Here is a 24,651-nt window from a genome sequence, read left to right as displayed (position 1 = left end):
CCATGCAGGGACGGTCAATCAAGGAAAAGAGGTCCCGTCGAACAGGGCCGCGAGGTGAGCAGACAATGAGTCAGAGGCAGCGTTGGGCGGCATACGCGGTGGCGGGTCTTGCCACGACGGCTGGCGTTCTGGCCGTGGGCCCGGGCGAGGCGCAGCCGGTGAAGCCGCTGCCCCGTCCGAGCCTCAACCTGTACGGCACCACCGGCCTCATCGACATGCCGAGCGCCGAAGCCCAGCCCGACGGACAGATCGCCATCAGCTACAGCCAGTTCGGCCCCACCGCGCGGCGCAACTTCACCTTCCAGATCCTGCCGCGGGTCTCGGGCACGCTGCGCTACAGCTCGATCGAGGACTGGGGCCAGGGCGACGATCCGGAATACTCGCTCTACGACCGCAGTTTCGACATCCAGTTCCAGCTCCTCGACGAGGATCGCACCGGCTGGCGTCCGGCGATGGCGCTCGGCCTGCGCGACTTTCTCGGCACGGGCGTCTATTCGAGTGAATATCTCGTCGCCTCGAAGACGGTGGCCAAGGATTTCACCCTCACGGCCGGGATCGGCTGGGGGCGGCTGAGCGGGCTCGCGATGACCGAGAACCCGTTCTGTTCGGTCTCCTCCAGCATGTGCGACCGCGACAACGACTACGGCGAAGGCGGCAAACCGGCCTTCGGCAGCTATTTCCACGGCGAGGACATCGGGTTCTTCGGCGGGGTCGAGTGGCGCGCCACCGACAAGTTCACCCTGAAGGCGGAATATTCGCCCGACACCTATTCGCGCGAGCAGAAGAGCTCCGCCTCGGATTTCGAGCGCAACTCGCCGTTCAACTTCGGTGCAGAATATCGCTGGTTCGAAGGCGTGACCTTCGGCGCCTACTACATGTACGGCTCGACCGTCGGCTTCAACATCGCCCTGAGCGGCAACCCCAACAAGCCACTCACGCCGCAGGATCTGGGCGCGGGGCCTCTGCCCGTCAATGCCCGCGCGCCCGGCGCGCCCACCGGTACCGGCTGGGCGGCGAACCCCGCGGCCCGCGACCAGCTCGCCACGGCGCTGGCGGAGGTGCTGAAGAGCGAAGGGATCCGGCTCGAGGAATTCGCCAGCGACGGGCGCACGGCCCAGGTCGTCATCGAGAACCGGCGCTACAACCAGCCGCCCAAGGCCATTGGCCGCACCGCCCGCGTGCTCGCCGCCGGGATGCCCGCGTCGGTCGAGACCTTCAAGGTCACGCTCCTCAACGACAATCTCGAGACCTCGACGATCACCATTCCGCGCCGCGCCATCGAGACCGAAGTCGACACGCCGAACGCCGGCGAGAAGATGTGGGAGAGCGTGACGATCGAGGGCGCCGAGCCCTCGCTCGGCCCCGATGCCTGGAGACGCGACGCCTATCCGGAATTTTCCTGGACCCTCGTCCCGGCCCCCTACCTCTACCTGCTCACCCCGGACGATCCGATCCGGCTCGGCATCAACATCGAAGCCGGCGGAACCGTGGAATTCGCGCCCGGCCTCTCGGTGACCGGCCTTCTCAGCCAGCCGATCTTCAATGCGCCGACGAATCCCGAACCCTCGGAGAGCGTGCTGCCGCCCGTACGCAGCGACACGCCTTTCTACTACGCCAACTGGACGCCAAAGCTCACCCAGCTCAGCGTGGACTACCTCTTCAAGCTCAACGAGAACACATATGGCCGTGTCTCCGCCGGGCAGCTCGAGCGCATGTTCGGCGGCGTGGGCGGCGAAGTGCTCTGGAAGCCGGCCGATCAGAGCTGGGGCCTCGGCCTCGATCTCAACTACGTCGCACAGCGCGACTACTACAGCCCCTTCGGCTTCGGCTACTACGACTATCAGGTCGCGACGGGTCAGGCCTCGTTCTACTGGGATACCGGCTACTACGGGCTCGAGGCCGAGATCGATGCCGGGCGCTATCTCGCCGGCGACTGGGGTGGCAGCTTCCGGCTCACCCGGCGCTTCGCCAATGGCTGGGCGGTCGGGGCGTATTTCACCCTCACGGACGTCACTGCCGAGGAATTCGGCGAAGGCAGCTTCGACAAGGGGGTCACGATCGAGATTCCCTTCCGCTGGACGGTTCCGTTCGAGACCAAGTCGCGCAACAGCGTTTCGCTCACCTCGATCTCGCGGGACGGCGGCGCGCGGCTCGACCTCACGAACCGGCTCTATCCGATCGTGCGCGACTATGACCGCGGCCACCTGAAACAGAACTGGGGCTCTTTCTGGCAATGAGACAGGGTATCCGCCGCTTCTTCCTGCCGATGTGTCTCGCCGCGGGTCTTGCGGCCTGCTCGAACGAGGGCGTGAACCCGATCTTCGATGCGGCGGTCAAGGAGGTCAATCCGTTTGACCAGCCCACCGAGGAAGCCGCGCCGCGCGGCGCCCCGGTGACGCGCGCAGCCGTCAACCGCGCCGATGTGGCGATGATCCGCGCCCGCGTCCATGGTGACAAGGCCCCCACCTATCTCCAGGCCGCGAGCCGCAACGGGCCTTATGTCGATTACATCTCCGGCCTCCGGCAGAGCATCATCATGGTCGGCTCGCAGATCACCGGCACGCGCGGGCTCGGCTACGACCTGCTCTCGGCGACCTCGAGTCAGCCCGACCCGCTCTCGCGCCCGATCCCGGTCGCGGCATGGCCCGCGGGCGTGACCCGGAGCTACGAGTTTCCGGCCAACGGCCCGCAGGGGCGCATCGAGAGCTTCCAGTGCCGCTTCGAACGTGGCCCTGCACGCGAGATCGTCATTCTCGACGAACGCCACCAGGGCATCGAGGTGAGCGAGTATTGCGAAGGCCCGACGGGCAAGTTCGAGAACCTCCACCTGGCCGATGCCAGCACCGGACGGGTCTGGCGCAGCCTGCAGTGGACGGGCTTCCGGCAGGGCAACATCGATATCGAGGTGGTGCTGCCCTACACGGGCGGGACGAACTGATCCCGCTTGGCGGTGCCGCGCCTCAGCGGTTGGCGCCCGGCACCCAGAGCACGTCGGCGCGCCCGTTGTCGTTGGCGATGCGCGCCGCGACGAAGCACCAGTCGGACAACCGGTTGAGGTAGCGTACGGCGGCGGCGTTCACCGTCTCGATCCCGGCGAGTTCCACCACCAGCCGCTCCGCACGCCGGCAGATCGTCCGGCAGGCATGGAGATGGGCGGCAAGCGGCGTGCCACCGGGCAGGATGAAGCTCCGGAGCGGCTCGAGCGCCGCGTTCATCGCGTCGATCTCGGCCTCCAGCCGCTCGGTCTGGGCCGGCACCATGCGCAGGCGCGGATACTTGGCCGTCGCATCGTTTTCCATGTCGGGCGTGCAGAGATCGGCGCCAAGGTCGAAAAGATCATTCTGGATCCGCGCGAGCGCGGCGTCTGCCTCACCCTCGGCATGGAGCCGGGCAAGCCCGAGCGCCGCATTGAGCTCGTCCACCGTGCCATAGGCGGCAACCCGGGGCGAATGCTTGGGCACGCGCGCGCCATTGCCGAGCGCCGTCTCGCCGGCATCGCCGGTGCGGGTATAGATCCTGTTGAGAACGACCATCGCGGCTCACCCTCCCTTGCGGCTGAAATAGACGAAGACGACGATCAGGATGATGGCGATGAACTGCATGAGCAGCCGCAGCCGCATGATCTTGTTCGCGTATTTTCGGTTGAAATCGCCGCCCTTGCCGAAGGTGCCGATCCCGAAGACCAGAACGGCCAGCACGGCGAGGCAGGCGATCGCGGCGAGAACGAAGAGCGGATCGTGAAGCATGGCGCGGGCATCCTGTCCGTGAAGTCATCAGCACCTATCGGATTTGGCCGGCAAAGCAAAGCCCCGGCGCTTTACCAGCCCCCCGCCATCCTGTCGGCGAGCCGGGTGCTGAGCAGGCGACGCATCGCCTCGGCAAGCCGGGTCGGCACCGTCACACGATAGCGCGCGCGGGCTCGACGCGCCTCGAGCGCATGGACGATCCGCCGCGTGCAGGCCGAGGGCGGCAGCTCGAACCGGTCGGGCTTGCCGCGTTCGGCGTAGAGCCGCGGGATCAGCTCACGCTCGTAGCGGAACCGCAGCGCCGAGGCCTCCCAGTCGATCCAGCGCTCGAAATGCGGCACGGCATTCTCACGGATCCGCGTGGTGATCGGCCCCGGCTCCACGAGGCTCACCTGGACGCCCGAGCCCCGAAGCTCGCGGCGGAGCGCGTCGGTCATGCCTTCCATGGCGAATTTCGTGCCGCAATAGGGGCCGCGGAACGGCAGCGCGACGATCCCGAGCACACTGGAGATGTTGACGATCCGCCCCGCGCCCTCACGCCGCATGACCGGCAGGACCCGGTTGATGAGGTCGAAGGGGCCGAAGAGGTTGGCCTCGAAGATCTCGCGGAGCGCGCCGCGCGGCACGTCCTCCATCGCCGCTGGCATGGCGTGTGCGCCGTTGACCACGAGCGCGTCGAGCCGCGCGCCAGTGCGCTCGAAGGTCTCCGCCACCCCCATCGCGATGCTGTCGGGATCGGCATGATCGAGAGGAAAGCTCTCGAGCCCCGCGGCTTCGAGCCGGGCGCAATCCTCCGGCTTGCGGCAGGTCGCGAAGACCCGCCAGCCGCGGCGGGAGAGCGTGCGGGCGGCATCGAGGCCGATGCCGGACGAGCAGCCGGTCAGAAGCACGCTTCGGGTGCGGGGATCAGTCCGTGTCATGGTCGGTCCTGGATATTTTCGGATCGGGAGCGGGGCGCGGCCTCAGGTTTTCCTCCGCCTCTGCCGCCGGGACAACCGCCGCAGCCAGCGGCGCAGGCGGCCGAGTTCGTCGACCTCCTCCTCGATGCGCTGAAGCAGGCGCTCGTCGGGTTCGACGCGCATGATCGCATCGAGCTGCAGGCCGATCCGGGCGATGCGCCCGCCCTCGAGTCGGCGGACGACGAATCGCGCCCCTTCGAGCTTCAACGTCTCGTCGAGCGCGACCTGCGTCCCGAGCTTCTGCGCCAGCCAGTCACCAATCGCGAGATCGCCGGGCGCATCGCCCAGATCGAGATCATAAAAGCCCGCGAGCTCGGAGATTTTTGTCGCCCCGAGGATCGAGAGCTCGCCGAAGAGCGGGCCGAGGCGCCGGGCCACGTCGGGGCTTTCGCGAAACAGGCTATCGAGGCGCGGCAGCCGGTCGCGCGGCACGAGGAAATAGGCGTAGTCGCCGGGCCGGAGCGCGCCCGCCTCGGCCTTGTCCATGATGTTGCCCTCGCGCACGACGAGCAGCGGCCGCGCCCAGGAGGGCACGCGGGTGAGGCCCAGGATGATCGTGTCGGAGCCGATGGGGTAACCGGCGATCTCCTGCTCCACCTGGCCGGGGATGTCGATCTCGACGCGGCTGAGCTTGTGTGTGCTGCTCTTGAGCGCGAGCTTGAGCTTGCGCGCGGCGATCTTCAGCGTCGAGCCCTGGAAGAGCAGCGAGAAGAGCACCACGAAGAAGGCGATGTTGAAGAAGAGCGGCGCATGCTCGACGCCCGCGAGCGTCGGAATCGCTGCGAGGAAGATCGACACAGCGCCGCGCAGCCCCACCCAGGAGATGAAGAGCTTGTCGGCGCGCGCATACCCGAAGGGCGTGAGGCAGAGCCAGACCGCCACGGGCCGCGCGACGAAGGTGAGCACAAAGGCAACGAACGCCCCGGGCAGCGCATAGTCGAGCAGCTCCGTGGGGGTCACGAGCAGCCCGAGCACGAGGAACATGACGATCTGGCAGAGCCAGGTCATCGCCTCGTGAAAACCGGTGATCGAGGGAAAGGCGCGGGTCGGCCTGTTGCCCATCACCAGCCCCGCCATGTAGACTGCGAGCATGCCGCTGCCGCCCGAGAGCGAGGTGAGCGCAGAGATGAGGATGGCGCTCGCCACCACGAAGAGCGGATGCAGGCCGCCCGCCATGGTGATGTTGTTGAGCACCCAGACGGCGGCAGCCCCGAAGGTCAGCCCGAAGACCGCGCCGAGGAGCCCCTGCTGGGCAAAACGCAGCAGCAGGTCGGGACTCGGCATGGTTTCGCCAGAGAGCGCGAGTTCGGTGACGATGAGCACGAGGAAGACCGCGATCGGATCGTTCGTCCCAGACTCGATCTCGAGCGTCGAGCCGACCCGGCTTTGAAGCCTGAGCCCCCCCGTCCGGAGCAGGAAGAACACGGCCGCCGCGTCGGTCGAGGCAACGATGGAGCCGAGCAGCAGCCCCTCGATCGGGCTCAGGTCCAGCACACTCCAGGCCGCGAGCCCGGCCACGGTGGCCGTGATGAGCACTCCGAGGGTCGCGAGGATCAGCGATGGCGCCAGCACACCCTGAAACGTCGATAGTCGCGTTCGCAGCCCCCCGTCGAACAGGATCACCGAGAGCGCGAGCGAGCCGACGAAATATGTGGCCTGATAGTCGTTGAAGACGATGCCGCCGGGGCCCTCCTGGCCCGCCATCATGCCAACGACAAGGAAGACGAGCAGAAGGGGAACGCCGAAGCGTGTGGCAACGAGGCTCGAGAAGATCCCTATCAGCACCAGCGCCGCCCCGACGAAGAGCGCGGTATTGACGAGATATATGCCAGTCATTCGGAACCCGTGGTCATTTCGGTCCCGATGCGAGTTGCGGGCCCAGCGTCAAAAGCAGGTTCCGATGATGGAACGCGGCTCGGCCGGGGGCAAGGCATCCTCGCCCCTCATCACGCCATTTCGAGCGGCCACCGGCAAGAAATGGCTCCGGTTCAGACCGGAGCGGCCGCCTTGTCGCCCACCCGTGCGCAGAGCGCAGCGGCAGCGGCCTCGAGCGCGGCCTCGTCCTCGCTCCGGAACACCACGTTGGCTGAGGGCTTGCCGTCCTGATGGAACGGGTAGCAGCCGATGACCACCTTGGGATGGTCGGCGGCCACCTCACCCAGCGGCGCAGCGAGCAGCCCCTCGGGCATGTTCACCCGCACGGACCGGCTGACCAACGGCCGCCCTCCGCCCAGCCGCGGCACGAGCCCGTCGACCATCACCCGGAAGATCTCCGGCACCCCGGCCATGACATGGACATTGCCGATCGTGAAGCCCGGCGCCTTGGAGATCGGATTGTCGATGAGCCGCGCGCCGTCCGGGATCCGCGCCATGCGCAGCCGCTGCGGGTTCAGGTCGACCTCGGGATTGGCATAGTTCGTGGCAAGGATCGCGCGCGCATCCTCCCGCACGCCGATGCCGACACCGAAGGCCGCCGCCATGCAGTCGGCGGTGATGTCATCATGGGTGGGGCCGATGCCGCCGGAGGTGAAGACATGGGTATAGCGCGCCCGGAGCTGCTTCACCGCCGCAACGATCTCGCCCGCGATATCGGGTACCATCCGCGCCTCGCGCAGATCGATCCCCTTCTCGGCGAGCACCCGCGCCAGATAGGGTGTGTTTGTGTCCTGGGTGCGCCCCGAGAGTATCTCGTCTCCGATCACGAGCATTGCGGCAGTGGGATTGGGCATCGGGCTTGTCCTCCTCTCGCGCCTGGGCCAGGGTCGCGCGCATGAAGTTCGAGACTCCCCTGATCCGCGGCAGGCTTCTGCGAAGGTATAAACGTTTTCTCGCCGACGTCATCCTGGAAGACGGCGCCGAGGCAACCGTCCATTGCGCCAACCCGGGTGCGATGCTCGGGCTCGATGCACCGGGCGAGGCGGTCTGGCTCGAGCGCTCGCCGAACCCCAAGCGCAAGCTGCCGCTGAGCTGGCGGCTCGTGGAGCTCGAGGGCGGGCATTTCGCGGGCATCGACACCAGCCTGCCGAACCGGATCGTAGGGGAGGCACTTGCGGCCGGGGCGATCCCCGAGCTTGCCGGCCACGCCTCCTACCGGCCCGAGGTGCGTTATGGCACCAAAAGCCGCGTCGATTTCCTGGCAAGCGGTGGCGGTCTGCCCGACACCTATATCGAGGTGAAGAACGTCCATCTGCGGCGCGAGGGCGACTGGGCGGAGTTTCCCGATTGCGTGACCACCCGCGGCGCGAAGCATCTCGCCGAGCTTGCGGCGATGGTGGCGGAAGGCCATCGCGCGGTGATGCTCTACGTCATCCAGCGGACCGACTGCGCCCGCTTCCGCCTCGCAGCCGATCTTGACCCCGGCTATGCCCGCGCCTTTGCCGCAGCGCGCGATGCCGGTGTCGAGGCGATCGCCTATGACACCCGCATTTCACCCGAGGGGATCAGCCTTGGCGGGCCCGTCCCGGTCACCGGACCGGCCTGAGCCGCACGCGCAGGTGTCAGAGGCCGAACCCGCCGCGCAAACCGCCCGCAAGCGCCAGCGCGATCACGGCGGACCAGACAGGGACACGAAGCACGGTGATCGCGAGGAAGGCCGCCGTCGCCAGTGTCAGGTCCCCCGGCCCGTGAATCCCCTTGAGAAAGACCGGATCATAGAGCGCCTGGGCAAGGACCCCCACCACAGCAGCATTCACGCCCGCAAGCGCGGCACGCGCCCGGGGCCGCCGCCGCACCCCCTCCCAGTAGGGCATCATGCCGGCGACCAGCAGAAGACCAGGCAGGGAAATCGCCGCAAGCGCGATCAGGCCGCCCGCAACCCCGGAGGGCTCCGGCCCCGCGACGGCACCGAGATAGGCGGCGAAGGTGAAGAGCGGCCCCGGCATCGCCTGCGCCGCACCGTAACCCGCCAGAAATGCCTCCGGGCTTACCCAGCCGGGTGTCACCACCGCGCCTTCGAGGAGCGGCAACACCACATGCCCGCCACCAAAGACGAGGGCACCCGCCCGGAAGAACGCATCGAAGAGCGCCAGCGTATGGCCGCCAAACCCCGCCTGCACCAGGAGCGGGACCAACACGAAGAGGGCCGCGAACACCCCCAGCGCCGGAAGCCCGCTCGGCCGTCGCCATCGCTCCGGCGCGGGCGGAGTGTCCTCCGGCCCGGCCACTTGCGGCAGCAAGAGCCCTGACAATGCTCCGAAGGCAATGGCCGCGAGCTGCGCCTTCGGGTCGGGCCAGAGCGCGAGCAGCGCCATGGCGGCCAGCATGATCGTGATACGAGGCGCATCCGGGCAGAGGCTCCGCCCCATGCCAAACACGGCCTGTGCGACAATCGCCACCGCGAAGACCTTCAGCCCGGCGATCACACCACCACCGAAGCCTGCGCCAAGCGCCGGCGCACCATAGGCAAAAAGCAGCATGAGAAGCGCGGAGGGCAGCGTGAACCCGGCCCAGGCCGCGAGCCCGCCGCGCCAGCCGCCGCGGAGCAGGCCGATCGCGAAGCCGGTCTGGCTCGAGGCCGGTCCGGGCAGGAACTGGCAGAGCGCCACCAGATCAGCGTAGGCGGCATCCCCGATCCAGCCGCGGCGCTGGACGAATTCGTCGCGGAAATATCCCAGATGCGCCACCGGCCCGCCGAACGAAGTCAATCCGAGCCTCACGAAGACGATCAGTATCTCCCGAATCGTCCCCGGTTCGTGCGCCCGCCCGTCCCGCATCATGCGCCTGCCCTGCTTGTTGCGCCTCGGAGGAAGGCCTAGCGGATTCGGCTGCGCCGCGGAACTGAAAAGCCCGAGTGCCCATGCTTTCACCCGCACCGGAAATCGTCTTTAATCGGCCCCATGTGCGTGTGTGGACAGGACGGATGAGCATAATTCGGGGCCTGCCGATAGATCTGGGCGGCGTGGTCTATCAGGGCCGCGCACCGCTCCCCAGCGCCCTGGAGGCGCTCGGCCAGTTACGGGCGGCGGGATTGCCCTACCGGTTTCTCATCAACCGCCTTCTTTCACATGGCCGCGGCCGACATGGGGCTCGACCCTGCCGAGGTTGCGATGATCGGCGACGATGCCAAATTCTACGACCTCGCCTCCGCGATCGCGCATTTCCTCGGCAGCGGGTGCAGGTGAGCCGCAATGGAATGGCATGATGAAGGGATCCTGATCTCGGTGCGCCGGCATGGCGAGAGCTCGGCGATCATCGAAGCGCTGACCCGCGATCATGGCCGGCATGCCGGTGTCGTGCGCGGCGGCGGCTCGCGACGGATGGCACCGGTGCTGCAGCCCGGCGCGCGGCTGGCGCTCCACTGGCAGGCGCGACTCGAGGATCACATCGGGACTTTCCGCGTTGAGCCTGAACCGGGTCTTACCGGCCTCCTCCTTGGCGACAGGGCGGCCCTTGCGGCACTTGGCTCTGTGACCTCGCTCATCGCAGTGAGCCTGCCCGAGCGCGAGGCGCATCCGCGGCTCTACGCCCGGACCCACACGCTGGTGGAATCTCTGGTGGTCGCGCCCGACTGGCCCGGCCTCTACGCCGCCTGGGAGCTCGCGCTGCTGGCCGAGCTCGGCTTCGGGCTCGACCTCGCCACCTGCGCAGCACTCGGCACGTCTGAGGATCTCGTCTGGGTTTCGCCGAAATCCGGCAGGGCAGTGAGCCGGCAGGCCGGTGCCCCCTGGGCCGACCGGCTCCTGCCGCTTCCGGCCTTCCTGCGCGACGGCTGGCCGACGGGCGCCACACTTCCCGCGACCGAGCTTGCCGAAGCCCTGCGGCTGACGGGGCACTTTCTCGAAAACCGGCTCGCGCCACAACTTATGCGCGAATCACTTCCGGCAGCTCGTGCCCGCGCAGTCGACGCGATCCTGCGCGCCGCGGCGTTGTAGCAGCAGTAGACGGCGGCGACGCGCACCGCATTGGCCGAGACGCCGGACGTGTTTCTTGCGCTCGGCCGCAGCTGCGATGCTGCCCGCAATGATCGGAAAGCCGCCACTTCAAATGCAGGCACGTGCTCAAATCTCCGCGTCCAAAGAGCGCGGATTGAAATCGGAGATGGATTCAAGGGGAAGAGATTCGGCGCCGGGTGGCGCTCAATTTAAAAAGGCAGCGCCCGAAAGCGCTGCCTTTTCCAAACTCTGTTCAGACGCAGGACTGACAGTCAGTGGACCGCACACCCCACATATGCGCGCAAACGCGATCCGATCAGGAGTTGTCGTCGGAGATGGCGTAAGCGATCGCGGCGAGACCGATCACCGGGATCAGCCAAGCAGCGTTGGAACCGCCCATCGGCTCGGGCTCGGCAACAACGACGGGCTCTTCCGGAGCTTCGAAAACCAGGTTGCCTGCGAAGGCATGACCGGCAAGCAGGAGCGCCGCCGCGGTGGTCACGATGAACTTCATTTTTGTCCTCCTAAGAGTGCGGGTCTGCGAAACTGCTAACTCACCCGGACCTGCGATCGGACGAGCTAATGAGGAAACTCTACGCAACATTCCACAGCGTTTTCAATCACCGATGGCGCGGCCCGGCACGATTTGTCCCATGTTGTCAAATTAGCAACACCGGGGTTCCGACCTGGGCGCGGTCGTACACCTCGAGAATATGCTCGTTGAAAAGGCCAATGCAGCCATTGGACGACTGTCTGCCTATCTTGCGGATATCATTGGTTCCGTGGATGCGATAGGCAGGCCAACCAAGGTTCAGCGCGCGGATTCCGAGTGGGTTATCCGGCCCCGGCCCTACATATCTGGGGAGATCGGGATTGCGATCGAGCATGTTCTCGGTCGGTCGCCATTCGGGCGCCGGCCGCTTCAGCGTGATCTCCGTCCGGCCCCGCCGGGTGAGCTGGTCGGTGAGCGGAACGGAGGTCGGGTAGACCCGATAGAATCCGTCCGCACCCCAGTAGTGCAGCACCCGGTCATTGGTGTCGCAGAGAATCGCATCGCGGCTAACGCTGTCGAAGTAATCCTGCCAGTGCCGCATCTGCAGGCCGGAGATTCGCCGCTTGAGGCGTGGAAGGTCCTGAGAATCCGGCACGAAGGTGTCGAGCGGATCCTCCTCGGTGGAGGCAATCGCCCGGCTGGCAGCCCCGCCAAGCGCGGCGCCAAGGGCGAGCCGGGAGAAGGCCCGGCGGGAAAGGGAAAAGGTCATCGCTCTGCTCATGCTACTCTTGGTTGCAAACGCTCGTTTTGCAGTCCGACCGGCCATTACGGCCCGATCTCCAGAACCGTGTATATCAAATCACAGTTCCTCTGCGAAGAGGACGCGCCCAGGGAATGGATTTGATCGATTCCGGCAAAGCCGCTAAGCAGAGGGGCACAACCGCAAATGGATGGAATGGCTCATGCTTCGTGCGTTTCACGCAGTTCTCGCCCTGGCCCTGCTGGTTCTCGCCGCATGTGCGTCTTCCAATGGAAGCCCTGGGATCGGCGAGATCAGCCCCGGTGATGCCAACGCGATCCGGCTTCGTCATCTCGATGCGGTGAACGCGGCCCGAATGCAGCATGATCTTCCGCCGGTCCAGCTCTCGGCCGAGCTCAACGCCGCCGCCGAGACCCATGCCCGCGACATGTCGATCCAGGGCCGTGCCTGGCACTTCGGCTCGGACCTCACCAGCCCGCGAGAGCGGGCGTTCCGTGCCGGGTATCGCGGCGAGATCGTCGGGGAGAACATTTCCGAGGGGACCGACAGCGACCTCGTGGTGCTGAAAACCTGGCTCGATTTCAAGGATACGCGGGACGTGATGCTCGATCCTGCCGCCCGCGGTCTCGGCCTTGGCTGGTATCGTGACGCGACGGGCAAAACCTGGTGGGTTCAGGTGGTCGGGCAGTAAGCCCGACCCAGCGCCCGGAGTGTGTCAGGCGAGGATGGTGATCGGCGTTCCGGTCGGCACAAGCGACCAGATTTCCTCTATTTCCCGGTCACTTACGGCGATGCACCCCGCGGTCCAGTCGCGCTTGCCCTTCTCGGAAGTCCGACGCGGTCCGCCGTGGATGAAGATATCCCCGCCCGGGTCGACGCCGAAGGCCAGCGCGCGCGCCATGTCGTTGGCATTGGGATAGCTGATCCCGAGACTCAGGTGATACTCGCTGCGCGGATTGCGGCGGTTGATGTAGTAGCGGCCCTCCGGCGTCCGGCCGTCTCCAAAACGGCTCTTGTGGCCATGCGGCGTGAAGCCGAGGCCGATCCGGTAGCGCTTGATCGTCTTTTCTCCCGACATCAGCGCCAGAACGCGGTTCTTCTTCGAAACCACGATATGATTCGCCCGCGGCTGCACCTTCTGGGCGAATGCGACCGCCTGCTCGGGCATCATGCCCGCGCCGAGTAGGCCGGCGGTCAGCGCAAGCGCACTGCGCCGGGTCCAGAGAGATATGTTGTCAGGATCGCCGTCACACGGCGTTACATGATCCCCGCTGTCCCGCAACCAGGAATTTCTTGTCATGTTACTGCTCTGCTCATCAAGATCACGGCGCCCATTCGGGCATGCCAATTTTTGTCTGGCATGGTTTATATACGGCTAATGCCTCGAATCGAAACAGAATCGGCGCAGGCCGAGATGCTGTGGCAAAGGCGCCACGCCACGCCGCAAAATGTGATCGATTTTAGGGATCAAGCCCGAAGGCCGGATGATGACGGATCGCGCCGGCCGGAGCGGACCTCTCGAAGGCGCGGATCAATACGAACTCAGGCGGAATGCCCCTGCAGGTGACCCCGGGATCATGCGCGAAGCCGAAGCGTGCGTAGTAGCCCGGATCACCAACCAGAGTGCAGCCCCGCGCACCAGACACCACGAGCCGCGCCAGGCCCGCCTTCACCAGCGCGATGCCGATTCCCTCGCCTTGGTGCTCCGGCACGACTGCAAGCGGACCGAGCGCGAACCAGCCCGGGCTCTCGGCGCCGATCTGCACGGCGGAAAATGCGACATGCCCGACGATCTCCCCGCCCTCGACCGCAACCAGGCTCACTGCGAGCGCGCCGGACGCACGCAGATCCTCCACGATCCGGGCCTCGCTGCCGTCGCTGTGGGGATGACCCGCGAATGCGGCCTCGATCACATGACCGATGGCGGACCGATCGGCCGCCCGTTCGTCGCGTAGGACTGGCCCCCTCATGCGGGCGGCAGAGCCCCGGTCTTCTGCCGCCGGGCACGCTCGGTCGCCGACTTGAGCTGACCGCAGGCTGCCATGATGTCCTCGCCCCGCGGCGTACGCACCGGCGAGGCATACCCCGCACGGTTCACGATATCCGCGAAGGCGGTGATCCGATCGGCATCCGATCGTTCGTAGGGCGCACCGGGCCAGGGATTGAACGGGATGAGATTGATCTTCGCCGGAATGCCGGCGATCAGCTTCACGAGCCGGCGCGCATCCGCATCCGTATCGTTCACTCCCTTCAGCATCACGTATTCAAACGTGATCCTCTCGGAATTCGACAGCCGCGGATAGGCGCGGCAGGCATCGAGCAGCTCGGCAATCTTGTATTTGCGATTGATCGGCACGAGCTTGTCGCGCACCTCGTCCGTGGTCGCGTGGAACGAGATGGCCAGCAGACAGCCGATTTCCGCACCGACACGCGCAATCTCCGGCACGATCCCGGACGTCGAGAGCGTGACACGGCGGCGCGAGATCGCGATCCCGTCGCCATCCATCGCGATCAGCATCGCATCACGCACATTGTCGGTGTTGTAGAGCGGCTCTCCCATCCCCATCAGCACGATGTTGGTGATGAAGCGTTTCGCGGCCGGTTCCCGCCCCCATTCGCTGAGATCGTCCCGCGCAACGAGGATCTGCCCGACAATCTCCGCCGCGGTGAGGTTGCGCACCAGCTTCTGCGTGCCGGTATGGCAGAAGGAACAGGTGAGCGTGCATCCCACCTGGCTCGAGATGCAAAGCGTGCCGCGATCATCATCGGGGATGTAGACGGCCTCGACCTCGTGCCCGCCTTCGATCCGCAGCAGGTACTTTCGCGTGCCATCCGAGGAGACCTGTCGCGTCACGATCTCGGGGCGCCCAATCGAGAAGTTCTGGGCGAGGAGCGCGCGATACTCCTTCGAGAGATTGGTCATCGCGGCGAAGTCCTGAACACCCCGATGATAGATCCAGCTCCAGATCTGGCCAACGCGCATCTTCGCCTGCCGCTCGGGTGTTCCAGCCGCGATCAGGGCTTCACGCAGCGCGTCGCGGGTCAGCCCGACGATATTGGGCAGGCCCGCCTCTGCCAGCTTACGCGGCAGGGTCAGAACATCCTGAGTGATCGGTGCAGTTGCAGGCACGGGCTCTCCATCCGGGATCTGGGCACACCAAAAAGGGCGGCAGACCCACCCTAGATAGCATTTTCTGCGCAATCCGCCAGAGGGCGGATTACTTGCAGCGTGCTTCCGCGTCGTTCACCGCGGCGGTGAAGCCCATCAACGAGAAGCTGTCGATCGTCGTGGTACCGCGAGAGGAGACCGCGGTGATCTTTGCATCCGCGCCACCACGCATGGCCGCGACAACACTCGAATCATCGGTCGCATCGGTCCAGGCCCATTCCGAGGCATCACCCGATCCCGGCGTCATGGTGAAGGACTTCGAACCGATCTCGATCTTCACGGGCGTCCCCGAATCGAAGGGATAGCCGCCGGTGAAGCTTACCTCGTTCGACACGCCCTCACCTGGCCGGAAGGCGACGAAGAGGCGAATATCGCCCCGGCGCACATCGACGCTCTTGCCATCGCGGCGTGCTGTGGATGTCGTCGGCGGCGAAACGATGTAGCATTCCTTCGGGCTCTGGGCGACGAAGACGGACCAGTCGGTATGGCTCGCCACCCGCTCGGAACCCTGAGCCACTACGGGCCCGGCACCGACGAGCGCGATCATCAGCGCGGTCGGGATCCACGGCGTACGCATCATCTGCATGTATCTCCTGCTCGTTCACCTTCGCTCGTTCCGCACAAGCGCGGTTTCCGCCATGCGCCGCTGCGGTCAAGCTTTTTTCGGCTTTGCCGGACGCACTCTAGCCCAGACCGTGCCGATTTTGCCAGCCCCTTGCCGGACATTCACTCGCCCGTGACCGATGAAAATTGTCTCGTTCGGGCTGCCGAGACTTGTTAATGGGCGCATTTACTGACCCGGCCGGCGTATCGCGGGCGCGCAACCATGGATTGCGGAGACCGCAGAGCCAAGGCCGGAAACAATCTTAATACGGGTGAGAGCCCTTTGCGACGGGAGTTGGACGATGGCGGACTCGGTTCTGATGGCGGAAGTGTGGCGCGGCGAGTTCGCGGAATCGATCCATCGGGGGCACGCGGTGGTCTGCGATGCCAAGGGTGAGATCCGTGCGGCCTGGGGAGATCCCGACGAGGTGATCCTGCCCCGATCGTCCTGCAAGATGCTCCAGGCACTGCCCCTCGTCGAAAGCCAGGCGGGCCGGCACCTCTCTACCGAGCAGCTCGCGCTCGCATGTGCCTCGCATCAAGGCGCCCGGATGCATGTGGAGCGGGTCGCACGCTGGCTCGAAGAGCTCGGCCTGAGCGAATCCGATCTGCGCTGCGGGCCGCAAGTGCCCGATGATCCCGAGGAGCGCCACCGGCTGCGCGAGCAGCACGAAACGCCCTGCCAGCTTCACAACAACTGTTCGGGCAAGCATGCGGGCTTTCTCATGCTCAATCGCGCGCTCGGCGGCGATCCCGAGTACGTCGATCCGTCGCACCCGGTGCAGCGCGCCGTGCGCACGGCCTTCGAGGAGATGACCGGGATGGAAAGCCCTGGCTACGGCATCGATGGCTGCGCGGCGCCGAATTTCGCCACCACCGTGCACGGCCTTGCGTTGGCGATGGCGCGGATGGCCGATCCCCGCGGACTTGGCGCAGTGCGGGAAGATGCCGCGCGGCGTCTCGTTGGCGGAATGCTCGCCCATCCGCTTCTTGTCGCGGGCGAAGGGCGGGCCTGCTCCGAACTCATGGAAGCGGCCGGCCGCCGCGTCACGGTCAAGACCGGCGCGGAAGCGCTTTTCACCGCCATCCTGCCCGAGCAGGGCCTTGGCGTCGCGCTCAAGATCGAGGATGGCGGCACCCGCGGCTCGGAATGCGCGATCGCCGCGATTCTTGCCCGCCTCGGCGTGGTCGATGCCGCCGACCCGGCCGTACTGCGCCGCCTCTCCCCGCCCATTGAGAACCGGGTAGGCGCGAGCGTTGGCAAGATCGCTCCGGCGGAGGCCTTCTGGCAGGGTGGCGCCCGCCTCTGAACTCAGCCCGCTCGCAGCACACCGGGGCCCGCTCGGGCCCCGGATTCATGCTGCACCCGCGAACAAATCTGCTCATGGACTGATCGGATGGCGCGATTTCTGCACGAAATCCGCACAAAGGCCGCAATAACGCCGATCATTGCTGATTTAGCAACAAATCAAAATCCCGATTCGCGATAGCATCAAGATGTCAAGCGGCATGCGCCGCGGCGGCATGCAGACCTTCGTCGCGGTTTTTCCAGCACGCCCGACACAGACGACCCTTGTTCCCACGCGCCACGCGCGCCGAGTACCCAGGAGTCTTCATGATCGAGCTAATCTTCATCGCCTGCCTCGCATCCGGATCCGGGGCCTGCGGAGAGCGCCAGATCCTTAGCCTGCCCGATATCGGCCTCATGGGCTGCATGACCACCGCGCAAGCCCAACTCGCCGAGTGGACCGAGCAACATCCCGGCTACCGCGTAGACCGCTGGAGCTGCGGCTGGGCTGACCCGAACAAGCGCGACGCGTAAGCGTGGCGCAGGCGCGGCTTCAGGCCGCCCCGCCCCGGACAATCATCACCGAGATCGCCGCGTGCTGCGCGACGTAGCCGGCGTTCGATCCCCCGAGGAACGACAGGCGGCCCGGCATATGGGATGCCATCACGATGAGATCGGCCCCGATCCTCCCGGCCTCGCGGAGGAGCCGCGCGTCGAGATCCACCGCGACGTCATGATCCTCGATCGGGTCCGCGGCGATCGCGACCCCGAGGCGTGAGGCCTCCACCGCAGCAAAGGCATTAAGCTTCTGGCAATACTCCTGATAGGTGTGGGCGACACGGCTCGGCGCCGAACCGGCAACTCCGACGAAGGATATCTCCGAGCCGTAGATCTTCGCGAGATCGGCGGCGGTTGCGATAGCCTTGCCGAGCTTTTCCGCATGTTCAAGGTCCACGGGCACCATGATCCGGCGATACATCTTCCTCTCCTTCCAGTCTTTTCCGCCTGCCCCCTTCAAGCGGCGGCAGGCGACTTTGTGGCCCGGGACGGACGGTTTGTCGCAAGCCGCCTCCACCCGGACCCGCAGGCTACTACCCGGACGGGACGTGCGTCCAGCCAGACACCCAGCGCGGCCCATAGAACGTCGCGCCGCGTGCGATGCCCTCTGCCTCGAGCCGCCCGTCCCGCAACGCGGCAGCGATCTCGGCCTCGGTCGCGAGACCTGCGGCGACAATCTCCGGCGCAAGCGTGCGTACCAGTTGTTCGAAATACCAGATGATCCCGCCCGGTCCGCAGGATGACTTCTGAAAGGCCGCGAGTTCCGGCCATGGCAGCCCCGCCGCGCGGAAGGTCGCCCCAAGCGACGACCCGAGGCCTGGCGCCACGCCCCGATATTCGTAGGCGCCGACGATCCACCGGCCAATCTCGCTCAGAAGCGGCACTTCCGGGGCACTGCCGATCTGCCTTACATCGAACTCCATGAATGCAATCGCCCCGCCTGGCCGGACATGGCCGATCAGGCGCGCCAAGGTTCCGACCGGATCCTCAAGATAGGGCAGAATGAAGCGCCCGACGAGCGCATCGAATCGCTTTGTCGGGACGAAAGTATTCAGGTCCGCCACCTCGATCTGCACCGCGAGGTCACCGACGGCGGCGATCCGGGCCGCCGCGAGCGCCGCCGAGTCCGCCGCGCGCTCGACCCCGAGGACCGCGCCGGCCGGCCCGACGAGACGCCCTAGGAGCATGGCGACATCCCCGGCGCCGCTGCCGATCTCGAGCACGGAATCACCACGCCCGATACCCGCCCGCCGGAACAGGGCCTCGGTCTCGGCCTCGATGAGTGCGGCCTGCCGTTCCAGCCGCACGAGCTCCCGCGAGCTTCGACCCAGAAGATAGTGATCCTGCATCGCCCCGCCCCTCCACGGCCAGGGGGGCCATACCCCACGCTTCAGCTTAGCACGATCGCCGGCCGAAAGCTGGCGCAATCGCCCAGCCGCCGCTTGGTGCTGCCCTGGCGCGCGCCGATAAACCTGCTCTGGCGGGGGCCGCGGCGCCCCCGGCGCGCCTTGCTCGCCGCACCGATTGCGGATAGAGAGCGCCGGATGACACGGATGTTCGACATGGACGATCATGCACGGCTGCCCTGGCGGTTCCACGGGCGGCGCCTGCAGCTACGGGCCTCGGCCCGAGTGCGCTAGAAACGCGCCCTTCGTTCGTTCATGAGCCACGTGCGGGAGGAAATCATGTCCGCAGCCAACACGACCCCCAAGACCCTCTACGACAAGATCTGGGATGCCCATCTGGTTGATGAAGCCGAAGATGGCACCTGCCTGCTCTACATCGACCGCCATCTCGTCCACGAGGTGACGAGCCCCCAGGCCTTCGAGGGCCTGCGCATGGCCGGCCGCAAGGTGCGCGCGCCGGGCAAGACCGTCGCCGTGCCGGACCACAATGTCCCCACCACGCCGGACCGCACCAAGGGCATCGCCAACGAGGAAAGCCGCATCCAGGTCGAGGCGCTCCAGAAGAACGCCGAGGAAGCGGGCATCGAATATTACGGCGTCGATGACATCCGCCAGGGCATCGTACATATCATCGGGCCGGAGCAGGGCTGGACCCAGCCCGGCATGACCATCGTCTGCGGCGACAGCCACACCGCGACCCACGGCGCCTTCGGCGCGCTGGCACACGGGATCGGCACCTCCGAGGTCGAGCATGTGCTCGCGACCCAGACATTGATTCAGAAGAAGTCGAAGAACCTGCTCGTGAAGGTCAACGGCTCTCTCCCGACGGGCGTCACCGCCAAGGACATCACCCTCTCGATCATCGGCAGGACCGGCACCGCCGGCGGCACCGGCTACGTGATCGAATACGCCGGCCAGGCGATCAGCGAACTCTCCATGGAAGGCCGCATGACCGTCTGCAACATGGCGATCGAGGGCGGCGCCCGCGCGGGCCTCATCGCGCCGGACGAAAAGACCTTTGAGTATGTGAAGGGCCGGGCGCATGCGCCCAAGGGTGGCAACTGGGAGATGGCGCTCGCCTACTGGAAGACGCTCTTCTCCGATCCCGGCGCGCACTACGACAAGATCATCGAGCTCGAGGCATCGGAGATCGCGCCCGTCGTCACTTGGGGGACCAGCCCCGAGGACGTGCTGCCGATCACCGGCGTCGTGCCGTCCCCCGAAGACTTCAAGGGTGGCAAGGTCGACGCCGCGCGCCGCTCGCTCGAATACATGGGGCTCACTCCCGGCACCAAGCTCTCGGACATCGAGATCGACACGGTCTTCATCGGTTCCTGCACCAACGGCCGCATCGAGGATCTGCGCGAGGTCGCGAAGGTCATGGAGGGCCGCAAGGTCAAGGAAGGTCTGCGCGCCATGGTCGTGCCCGGCTCGGGCCTCGTCCGTGCCCAGGCCGAAGAGGAAGGCATCGCCCAGAAGCTCATCGATGCAGGCTTCGAGTGGCGCATGGCCGGCTGCTCCATGTGCCTCGCGATGAACCCCGACCAGCTCGCCCCCGGCGAGCGCTGTGCCTCGACCTCGAACCGCAACTTCGAGGGCCGTCAGGGCCGCGGCGGCCGCACCCATCTGCTCTCGCCCGCCATGGCGGCAGCGGCGGCGGTCACCGGCCGCCTGACGGACGTGCGCGAGCTGATGTGATGCCTTAGGGCCCCGCGAGGGGTCCTTCGACCCTCTCCCGGGCAACGGCGGCCTGAGCCCGCGGGCTATCGCTTTCCTTCCGGCCGCAGCGCCAGTGTCGCCGCGGCGTGGTCTTTGTCCTGAGTGTTGACCAGCCGGATCGGCGGCCCGTCGCGCGCACAGAGCCGACGTCCGCCTCCGAGCAGGATCGGAACGATGTGCACGATGATCTCGTCGAGCAGCCCTGCCTCGAGCGCCTGACGCGGAATATCCGCCCCGAAAAGCCCCACATCCTTGCCGCAGGCCGCGTCACGGGCGGTGCGGATCGCCAGATTGATGTCCGCCGTCAGGAACGTCACCGGCAACGGGCTCGCATCCGGCGGCCTGTGAGTCAGCACGAAGATCGGGCCGGACCACCGGCCGTGATAGGGCACCACAACGTCCCAGTCCCGCGCCGCGCATTCGTCATGCCAGACGCGTCCCGCGATGATGGCCCCGATCCGGCCGGGCGTCGTCTCGGCCTCCCGTCCCGGAAAATCGTGTCCGAAGACCCAGCCGACATCTCCATCCGGAGCGGCGATATAGCCGTCCAGAGACGTCGCGACATGCCAAATGACCGATCCGCCCATTCCCCGACCCTATGGGATCAGCCCCTGGCGCGGAAGGCCCGCAAACAGGGTGGGTGCGAAGGCGCGATCGCGGCCCGAAAGCGTCACCGCGGCGGCGGACTCAGCGCAGCCGCGGCGGCAGCGGCGTGACCCGCAGCCCGGCAAGGTTCTCGCTCGCCACCTCGAGGAAGCGGATATCGGGCCCGCGCAGCTCCTGAAGCGCGCGCAGCTCCTCGAGCCGGCCAACGACCTCGGCCCAGCGGGCCCGCGCATTCGCCGTATCGGCCTCCGCAGCCTTCCAGCAGCAGACCCAGACGTCCCGGCTCCGCTGCGCATCCTCGGGTTGCCGGCTCGCAAGTTCGCGACGGATCTCGAGGCTCTCCTCGAAGGCATCGAGCGCGTCCCGCCCATCCTCGAGCGCCAGGCAGACATCGCCGATCCGCTCGAGACTGACCGCGACATCGCGCAGCCAGTCCTCGCCATCGGGATCCGAGGCGGCGAGATCGCGCCGGATGCGCAACCCCTCCTCGAAGGCCTCGAGCGCCCCCGCGAGATTTCCGAGCTCCAGCCGCATGTCGCCCACCCGGTTGAGGCTGATCGCGAGATCCCGCGCCAACATCGCGCTCTGCGCATCCATCTCGAGAAGGCCGCGGGCAATGCCGAGGCCCTGCTCGTACGCGTCAAGCGCCGCGCCCGGATTGCTGAGCCGGTAATTTATGTCACCGATCCGATCGAGGCTCACCGAGACATCGCGCGCCCAGCCCACGTTCTCCGGCTCCCGCTCGACGAGGCGGCCCTGAAGCGCCAGGGCCTCGTAATGCGTGGAGAGAGCATCGATGAGATCGCCGTCAAGGATCTGCATGTCGCCGATCTTGCCGAGCGCCAGCGCCAGATCGCGGAGATGCCCCGAATGGCTGTCGTCCCGCTCCACCAGCGCCCGACGCAGCCGGAGGCATTCACGATACGCGGCAAGCGCCCCGGGCCGGTGGCGGCGCAGGCTCTGCACATCTCCGATCCGCTCGAGGCTCACGGTCACATCGCGAATGAACCCCGCATTCTGCGGCGCCCTGCGCGACAGGCCGCGCACGAGCGCGAGCCCTTCCTCGAAGGCGTCGAGCCCCGCGGCCAGCGCACCCTGCGCGACGTGAACATCGCCGACGCGATTGAGGCCGATGGAGAGATCGCGCGCGAGACAGGCCTCGTCCGGATAGCGCAGCACAAGTTCGCGCCGGATCGTGACACTGCACTCGTGTGCTGTCAGCGCGGCAGCGGTATCCCCGCGCGCGATTGCCATGTCGCCAACCCTGGCGAGCGCCACCGAATGATCGCGCAGCAAGCCCGAGCGGTCGGGTTCGTCGCAGATCAAGTCGCGGATGATGGTCAGGCTTTCCGAATAGGCGCGCGAAGCCTCCTGCAGATCGCCGCGCACACTGCGCGCATCGCCGAATTTCATAAGCGCCATGGCGAGATCGCGCGCGGTGTCGGCGCCCGCCTCACCACGCGCCCTCATGCCCCGCAGGATCGCAATCGCCTGGGCAAGCGCGTCGCAGGCCTTCTCATTGAGATCGAGCTGCTGGCAGGCATCCGCGATCCGCTCGAACCCCGACGCGAGCGCGGCATAGATCTCCGGATCCCGGTCGGACCCGGAAGCAGCGCGGCGGAGCAACCTCACCGCCACCTCGTAGGCATCGAGTGCCCCTTCGAGATCGGCGGTCACCATGCGCAGATCTCCCAGCGCGATGGAGGCGGCCGCCGGCGCCAGCGGGCGGCGCGAAGACGCATCGCGAGCCACGACCCGGGCCATCTCGAGCGCGGAGGCCGCTTCGGACAGGGCTCCCGTCTCGATACGCGCCAGACCGCAATCAATCCAGGACCAGGCATCGCTCCGCGCCAGCGCAGCGGAACGGGCAAGCAGCGGCTCCGCCACCCGCGGATTGAAGGGAGAGAGCAACGTCGCCTGCGCGCCGAGAACAGCGGCGATGTCGCGCGCACCCCTGCCATCCCCCGCAACGAGCGCCTCCAGCCGCGAAAGCGCGACCGTCAGCACCTCGTGATCGGCCGCGTTGAACGCCGCGACCACGGAGCGCAGCACACCGATATAGGCCTCATTTTCGTCAGCAAGGCGCGCGAGTCTCCGATCGAGCCGCCGCAGACGCGCCTTGAGGCCAGTGGCTCGTTCCGGAGAAATGAAGCTCTCGGCCTCTGCAGCCGAGAGACACGCACCCGCATGCAGTGCAGGCAGGACACCCGGATTCGATGCAGACAGCACGGCCCGCGAAACGCGGGCCCCCGCCTGCTCCAAGGCACTTGTCGTGTTCCCTTGCACCTGATCCCCCGCTACGCACACCACATTCCGGCAACGGGTCCGGACGCAAGCTTCCGATCCCGTTCCGAGCCGCGAGCGCACCCCTGCGCCCGCAGCCAGCGACGACAGATCCGACCCCCAAACCGGCCTGCCGCAAATTCACCCAAAAGGACCGGGCCGCACACCGTGCCCCGGTCCGCTGACGGCTCGCACTGGCAGCCGCCCCGAAGAGCTCCGCACCCCGCGAGGCGGGATGGGCGTTGTCATACTCGGAACAAGACGCAGCAATTCCGGGCGAATTCCCGGTCAGCTCCCCTGGTGCCCAGCCAATACCCCGCCAGTTCCGGGCGCAGGCAAGAGGTCATCGACGCCACCGGTCCCCAACATAAGATGTCCAAGAACACGTCTTCTCCAATGAAAGCAAAATATACGACAAACCCTCCCTTGTCGAAAGCTGCGTGCGCGCTAGGCAGGGGGAGGCTGTCTGAAAAAGATGCATTAACCATACTAGATGAAGGGCACCCTGCAGATCACGCGCAGGTAGCGGAACTCCATGCAACTTACAGAAGAAGAGATCCGGCTGATCGAATCCTACCTTCTGGTGCGCACTCCGATTCGCCGCGCCGACCTCTGCTTCGTCTTCGGCGCACGCGCGGGCGAGGCCGCCTTTGCGGCCGAGACCGCCCGGCTCTGGCGCGCGGGCCTCTTCCCGCGGGTGATCGTCTCGGGTGGCAATACGCCCGGCGGCGATGAACCCGAAGCCGTCACGCTCCGGCGCCGAATGATCGCTGAAGGGATACCCGCAGGCGCGATCCTCATCGAGACGGAGGCGCGACATTCGGGCGAGAACGTCATGCTGTCGCTGCCGATCCTCGAACGCGAGATCGGCCTCGCACGCATCCGATCGGTGATCGCCGTCGGTCAGTTCCACACCTCGCGGCGCTATCTCATGACGCTGGAGCGTTACTGGCCCGGCATAGAGAAGATGCTCGTCACCGTCGAATCGTACGGCATCGGCCGCGCCGACTGGCACCGTCACCCCGAGTTCATCTCGCTCATCCGCGGCGAAATGGCCCGGATCGAACCCTATCTCGCGCGAAACATCATCGCCGAGATCGATCCCGCGACCTGCACGCTGCTCTGAACGGGGCGCAATCTTGCACGGCGGCGGCTTCCATGATTTATGGCCCGCCAGATGATGGAGAAGCC

Annotated in this window: 25 protein-coding genes; 9 read left to right on the top strand and 16 right to left on the bottom strand. The window is 66.6% G+C overall.

Annotated features, from left to right (window positions below; all coding sequences use genetic code 11):
• Positions 1–65 precede the first annotated feature (65 nt).
• Positions 66–2,237, top strand: a complete 2,172-nt coding sequence (locus ACF66B_RS13035) for a YjbH domain-containing protein (RefSeq protein WP_162683208.1) — start codon at positions 66–68, stop codon at positions 2,235–2,237.
• Positions 2,234–2,938 (top strand): YjbF family lipoprotein, encoded by a 705-nt coding sequence (locus ACF66B_RS13030; RefSeq protein WP_111429265.1) that lies wholly within the window; start codon positions 2,234–2,236, stop codon positions 2,936–2,938. Before ACF66B_RS13035 ends, ACF66B_RS13030 begins: the two co-directional genes overlap by 4 nt.
• A 22-nt stretch (positions 2,939–2,960) precedes the next feature.
• Here the strand turns inward: ACF66B_RS13030 and ACF66B_RS13025 are convergent, their stop codons facing one another.
• The 5 genes from ACF66B_RS13025 to ACF66B_RS13005 all read right to left on the bottom strand — a co-directional run bounded on the left by ACF66B_RS13025 (position 2,961) and on the right by ACF66B_RS13005 (position 7,434).
• Positions 2,961–3,533: a cob(I)yrinic acid a,c-diamide adenosyltransferase gene (locus ACF66B_RS13025; protein ID WP_111429266.1), complete on the bottom strand. Its 573-nt coding sequence runs from the start codon at positions 3,531–3,533 to the stop codon at positions 2,961–2,963.
• A gap of 6 nt (positions 3,534–3,539) precedes the next feature.
• Positions 3,540–3,746, bottom strand: a complete 207-nt coding sequence (locus tag ACF66B_RS13020; protein ID WP_111429267.1) for a twin transmembrane helix small protein — start codon at positions 3,744–3,746, stop codon at positions 3,540–3,542.
• Between the two features lie 71 nt (positions 3,747–3,817).
• Positions 3,818–4,666, bottom strand: a complete 849-nt coding sequence (locus ACF66B_RS13015; RefSeq protein WP_111429268.1) for an SDR family NAD(P)-dependent oxidoreductase — start codon at positions 4,664–4,666, stop codon at positions 3,818–3,820.
• A 42-nt stretch (positions 4,667–4,708) separates the two neighbouring features.
• Positions 4,709–6,541 (bottom strand): potassium/proton antiporter, encoded by a 1,833-nt coding sequence (locus tag ACF66B_RS13010; RefSeq protein WP_111429269.1) that lies wholly within the window; start codon positions 6,539–6,541, stop codon positions 4,709–4,711.
• A gap of 152 nt (positions 6,542–6,693) precedes the next feature.
• On the bottom strand, positions 6,694–7,434 hold the full coding sequence (locus tag ACF66B_RS13005) for a competence/damage-inducible protein A (protein WP_111429270.1): 741 nt from the start codon (positions 7,432–7,434) through the stop codon (positions 6,694–6,696).
• A gap of 41 nt (positions 7,435–7,475) precedes the next feature.
• Between ACF66B_RS13005 and sfsA the strand changes: the two genes are divergently transcribed.
• Positions 7,476–8,186 (top strand): DNA/RNA nuclease SfsA, encoded by a 711-nt coding sequence (gene sfsA, locus ACF66B_RS13000; RefSeq protein ID WP_111429271.1) that lies wholly within the window; start codon positions 7,476–7,478, stop codon positions 8,184–8,186.
• A 16-nt stretch (positions 8,187–8,202) separates the two neighbouring features.
• Here sfsA and chrA read toward each other — a convergent pair whose 3' ends face one another.
• Positions 8,203–9,417 carry a chromate efflux transporter gene (chrA, locus tag ACF66B_RS12995; protein WP_111429524.1) on the bottom strand — a complete coding sequence of 405 codons (1,215 nt, stop codon included), beginning with the start codon at positions 9,415–9,417 and terminating at the stop codon, positions 8,203–8,205.
• 414 nt (positions 9,418–9,831) lie between these two features.
• On the opposite strand from chrA, the gene recO reads away from it, so the two are divergent.
• Entirely contained in the window at positions 9,832–10,575 is a 744-nt protein-coding gene (gene recO / locus ACF66B_RS12990; RefSeq protein WP_111429272.1) for a DNA repair protein RecO, read from the top strand.
• 316 nt (positions 10,576–10,891) lie between these two features.
• On the opposite strand, the gene ACF66B_RS12985 is transcribed toward recO, so the two are convergent.
• Both ACF66B_RS12985 and ACF66B_RS12980 read right to left on the bottom strand, forming a co-directional pair.
• Complete coding sequence (locus tag ACF66B_RS12985; RefSeq protein WP_111429273.1) at positions 10,892–11,089, bottom strand: hypothetical protein; 198 nt, start codon at positions 11,087–11,089, stop codon at positions 10,892–10,894.
• Positions 11,090–11,234: 145 nt separating this feature from the next.
• The gene (locus ACF66B_RS12980; protein WP_392662848.1) at positions 11,235–11,837 is read right to left on the bottom strand and encodes a L,D-transpeptidase; all 603 of its coding nucleotides are present in this window, start codon (positions 11,835–11,837) and stop codon (positions 11,235–11,237) included.
• Positions 11,838–12,030: 193 nt separating this feature from the next.
• Here ACF66B_RS12980 and ACF66B_RS12975 point away from each other — a divergent pair, with 193 nt between their 5' ends.
• Complete coding sequence (locus tag ACF66B_RS12975) at positions 12,031–12,519, top strand: CAP domain-containing protein (protein WP_111429525.1); 489 nt, start codon at positions 12,031–12,033, stop codon at positions 12,517–12,519.
• Between the two features lie 24 nt (positions 12,520–12,543).
• Here ACF66B_RS12975 and ACF66B_RS12970 read toward each other — a convergent pair whose 3' ends face one another.
• From ACF66B_RS12970 to ACF66B_RS12955, 4 genes are all read right to left on the bottom strand, one after another.
• Positions 12,544–13,128 (bottom strand): murein L,D-transpeptidase family protein, encoded by a 585-nt coding sequence (locus ACF66B_RS12970; protein ID WP_392662844.1) that lies wholly within the window; start codon positions 13,126–13,128, stop codon positions 12,544–12,546.
• A 160-nt stretch (positions 13,129–13,288) separates the two neighbouring features.
• Positions 13,289–13,798 carry a GNAT family N-acetyltransferase gene (locus ACF66B_RS12965; protein WP_111429275.1) on the bottom strand — a complete coding sequence of 170 codons (510 nt, stop codon included), beginning with the start codon at positions 13,796–13,798 and terminating at the stop codon, positions 13,289–13,291.
• A complete protein-coding gene (gene rlmN / locus ACF66B_RS12960) occupies positions 13,795–14,958 on the bottom strand; it encodes a 23S rRNA (adenine(2503)-C(2))-methyltransferase RlmN (protein ID WP_111429276.1) in 1,164 nt (387 codons plus the stop codon). The genes ACF66B_RS12965 and rlmN overlap by 4 nt, the downstream gene beginning before the upstream one ends.
• An 88-nt stretch (positions 14,959–15,046) precedes the next feature.
• Positions 15,047–15,577, bottom strand: coding sequence for an invasion associated locus B family protein (locus ACF66B_RS12955; RefSeq protein ID WP_392662839.1), 531 nt, complete (start codon positions 15,575–15,577; stop codon positions 15,047–15,049).
• Between the two features lie 325 nt (positions 15,578–15,902).
• Between ACF66B_RS12955 and ACF66B_RS12950 the strand changes: the two genes are divergently transcribed.
• The gene (locus ACF66B_RS12950) at positions 15,903–16,910 is read left to right on the top strand and encodes an asparaginase (protein WP_111429278.1); all 1,008 of its coding nucleotides are present in this window, start codon (positions 15,903–15,905) and stop codon (positions 16,908–16,910) included.
• Between the two features lie 305 nt (positions 16,911–17,215).
• Positions 17,216–17,422 (top strand): hypothetical protein, encoded by a 207-nt coding sequence (locus ACF66B_RS12945; RefSeq protein WP_111429279.1) that lies wholly within the window; start codon positions 17,216–17,218, stop codon positions 17,420–17,422.
• A 19-nt stretch (positions 17,423–17,441) separates the two neighbouring features.
• On the opposite strand, the gene ACF66B_RS12940 is transcribed toward ACF66B_RS12945, so the two are convergent.
• Positions 17,442–17,867, bottom strand: a complete 426-nt coding sequence (locus tag ACF66B_RS12940; RefSeq protein ID WP_111429280.1) for a universal stress protein — start codon at positions 17,865–17,867, stop codon at positions 17,442–17,444.
• 112 nt (positions 17,868–17,979) lie between these two features.
• Positions 17,980–18,795: a methyltransferase domain-containing protein gene (locus ACF66B_RS12935; RefSeq protein ID WP_162683209.1), complete on the bottom strand. Its 816-nt coding sequence runs from the start codon at positions 18,793–18,795 to the stop codon at positions 17,980–17,982.
• A 336-nt stretch (positions 18,796–19,131) separates the two neighbouring features.
• Here ACF66B_RS12935 and leuC point away from each other — a divergent pair, with 336 nt between their 5' ends.
• The gene (leuC, locus tag ACF66B_RS12930; protein WP_111429282.1) at positions 19,132–20,550 is read left to right on the top strand and encodes a 3-isopropylmalate dehydratase large subunit; all 1,419 of its coding nucleotides are present in this window, start codon (positions 19,132–19,134) and stop codon (positions 20,548–20,550) included.
• A 65-nt stretch (positions 20,551–20,615) separates the two neighbouring features.
• Here the strand turns inward: leuC and ACF66B_RS12925 are convergent, their stop codons facing one another.
• Both ACF66B_RS12925 and ACF66B_RS12920 read right to left on the bottom strand, forming a co-directional pair.
• Positions 20,616–21,158: a dihydrofolate reductase family protein gene (locus ACF66B_RS12925; protein ID WP_111429283.1), complete on the bottom strand. Its 543-nt coding sequence runs from the start codon at positions 21,156–21,158 to the stop codon at positions 20,616–20,618.
• A 100-nt stretch (positions 21,159–21,258) separates the two neighbouring features.
• On the bottom strand, positions 21,259–23,229 hold the full coding sequence (locus ACF66B_RS12920) for a tetratricopeptide repeat protein (RefSeq protein WP_162683210.1): 1,971 nt from the start codon (positions 23,227–23,229) through the stop codon (positions 21,259–21,261).
• Positions 23,230–23,995: 766 nt separating this feature from the next.
• Here ACF66B_RS12920 and ACF66B_RS12915 point away from each other — a divergent pair.
• Positions 23,996–24,586 (top strand): YdcF family protein, encoded by a 591-nt coding sequence (locus tag ACF66B_RS12915; protein ID WP_111429285.1) that lies wholly within the window; start codon positions 23,996–23,998, stop codon positions 24,584–24,586.
• Positions 24,587–24,651 lie beyond the last annotated feature (65 nt).

It is taken from the genome of Amaricoccus sp. B4 (genome assembly GCF_043226085.1).
Taxonomy (GTDB): Bacteria; Pseudomonadota; Alphaproteobacteria; order Rhodobacterales; family Rhodobacteraceae; genus Amaricoccus.
This window is presented reverse-complemented; position numbering and strand designations above follow the sequence as displayed.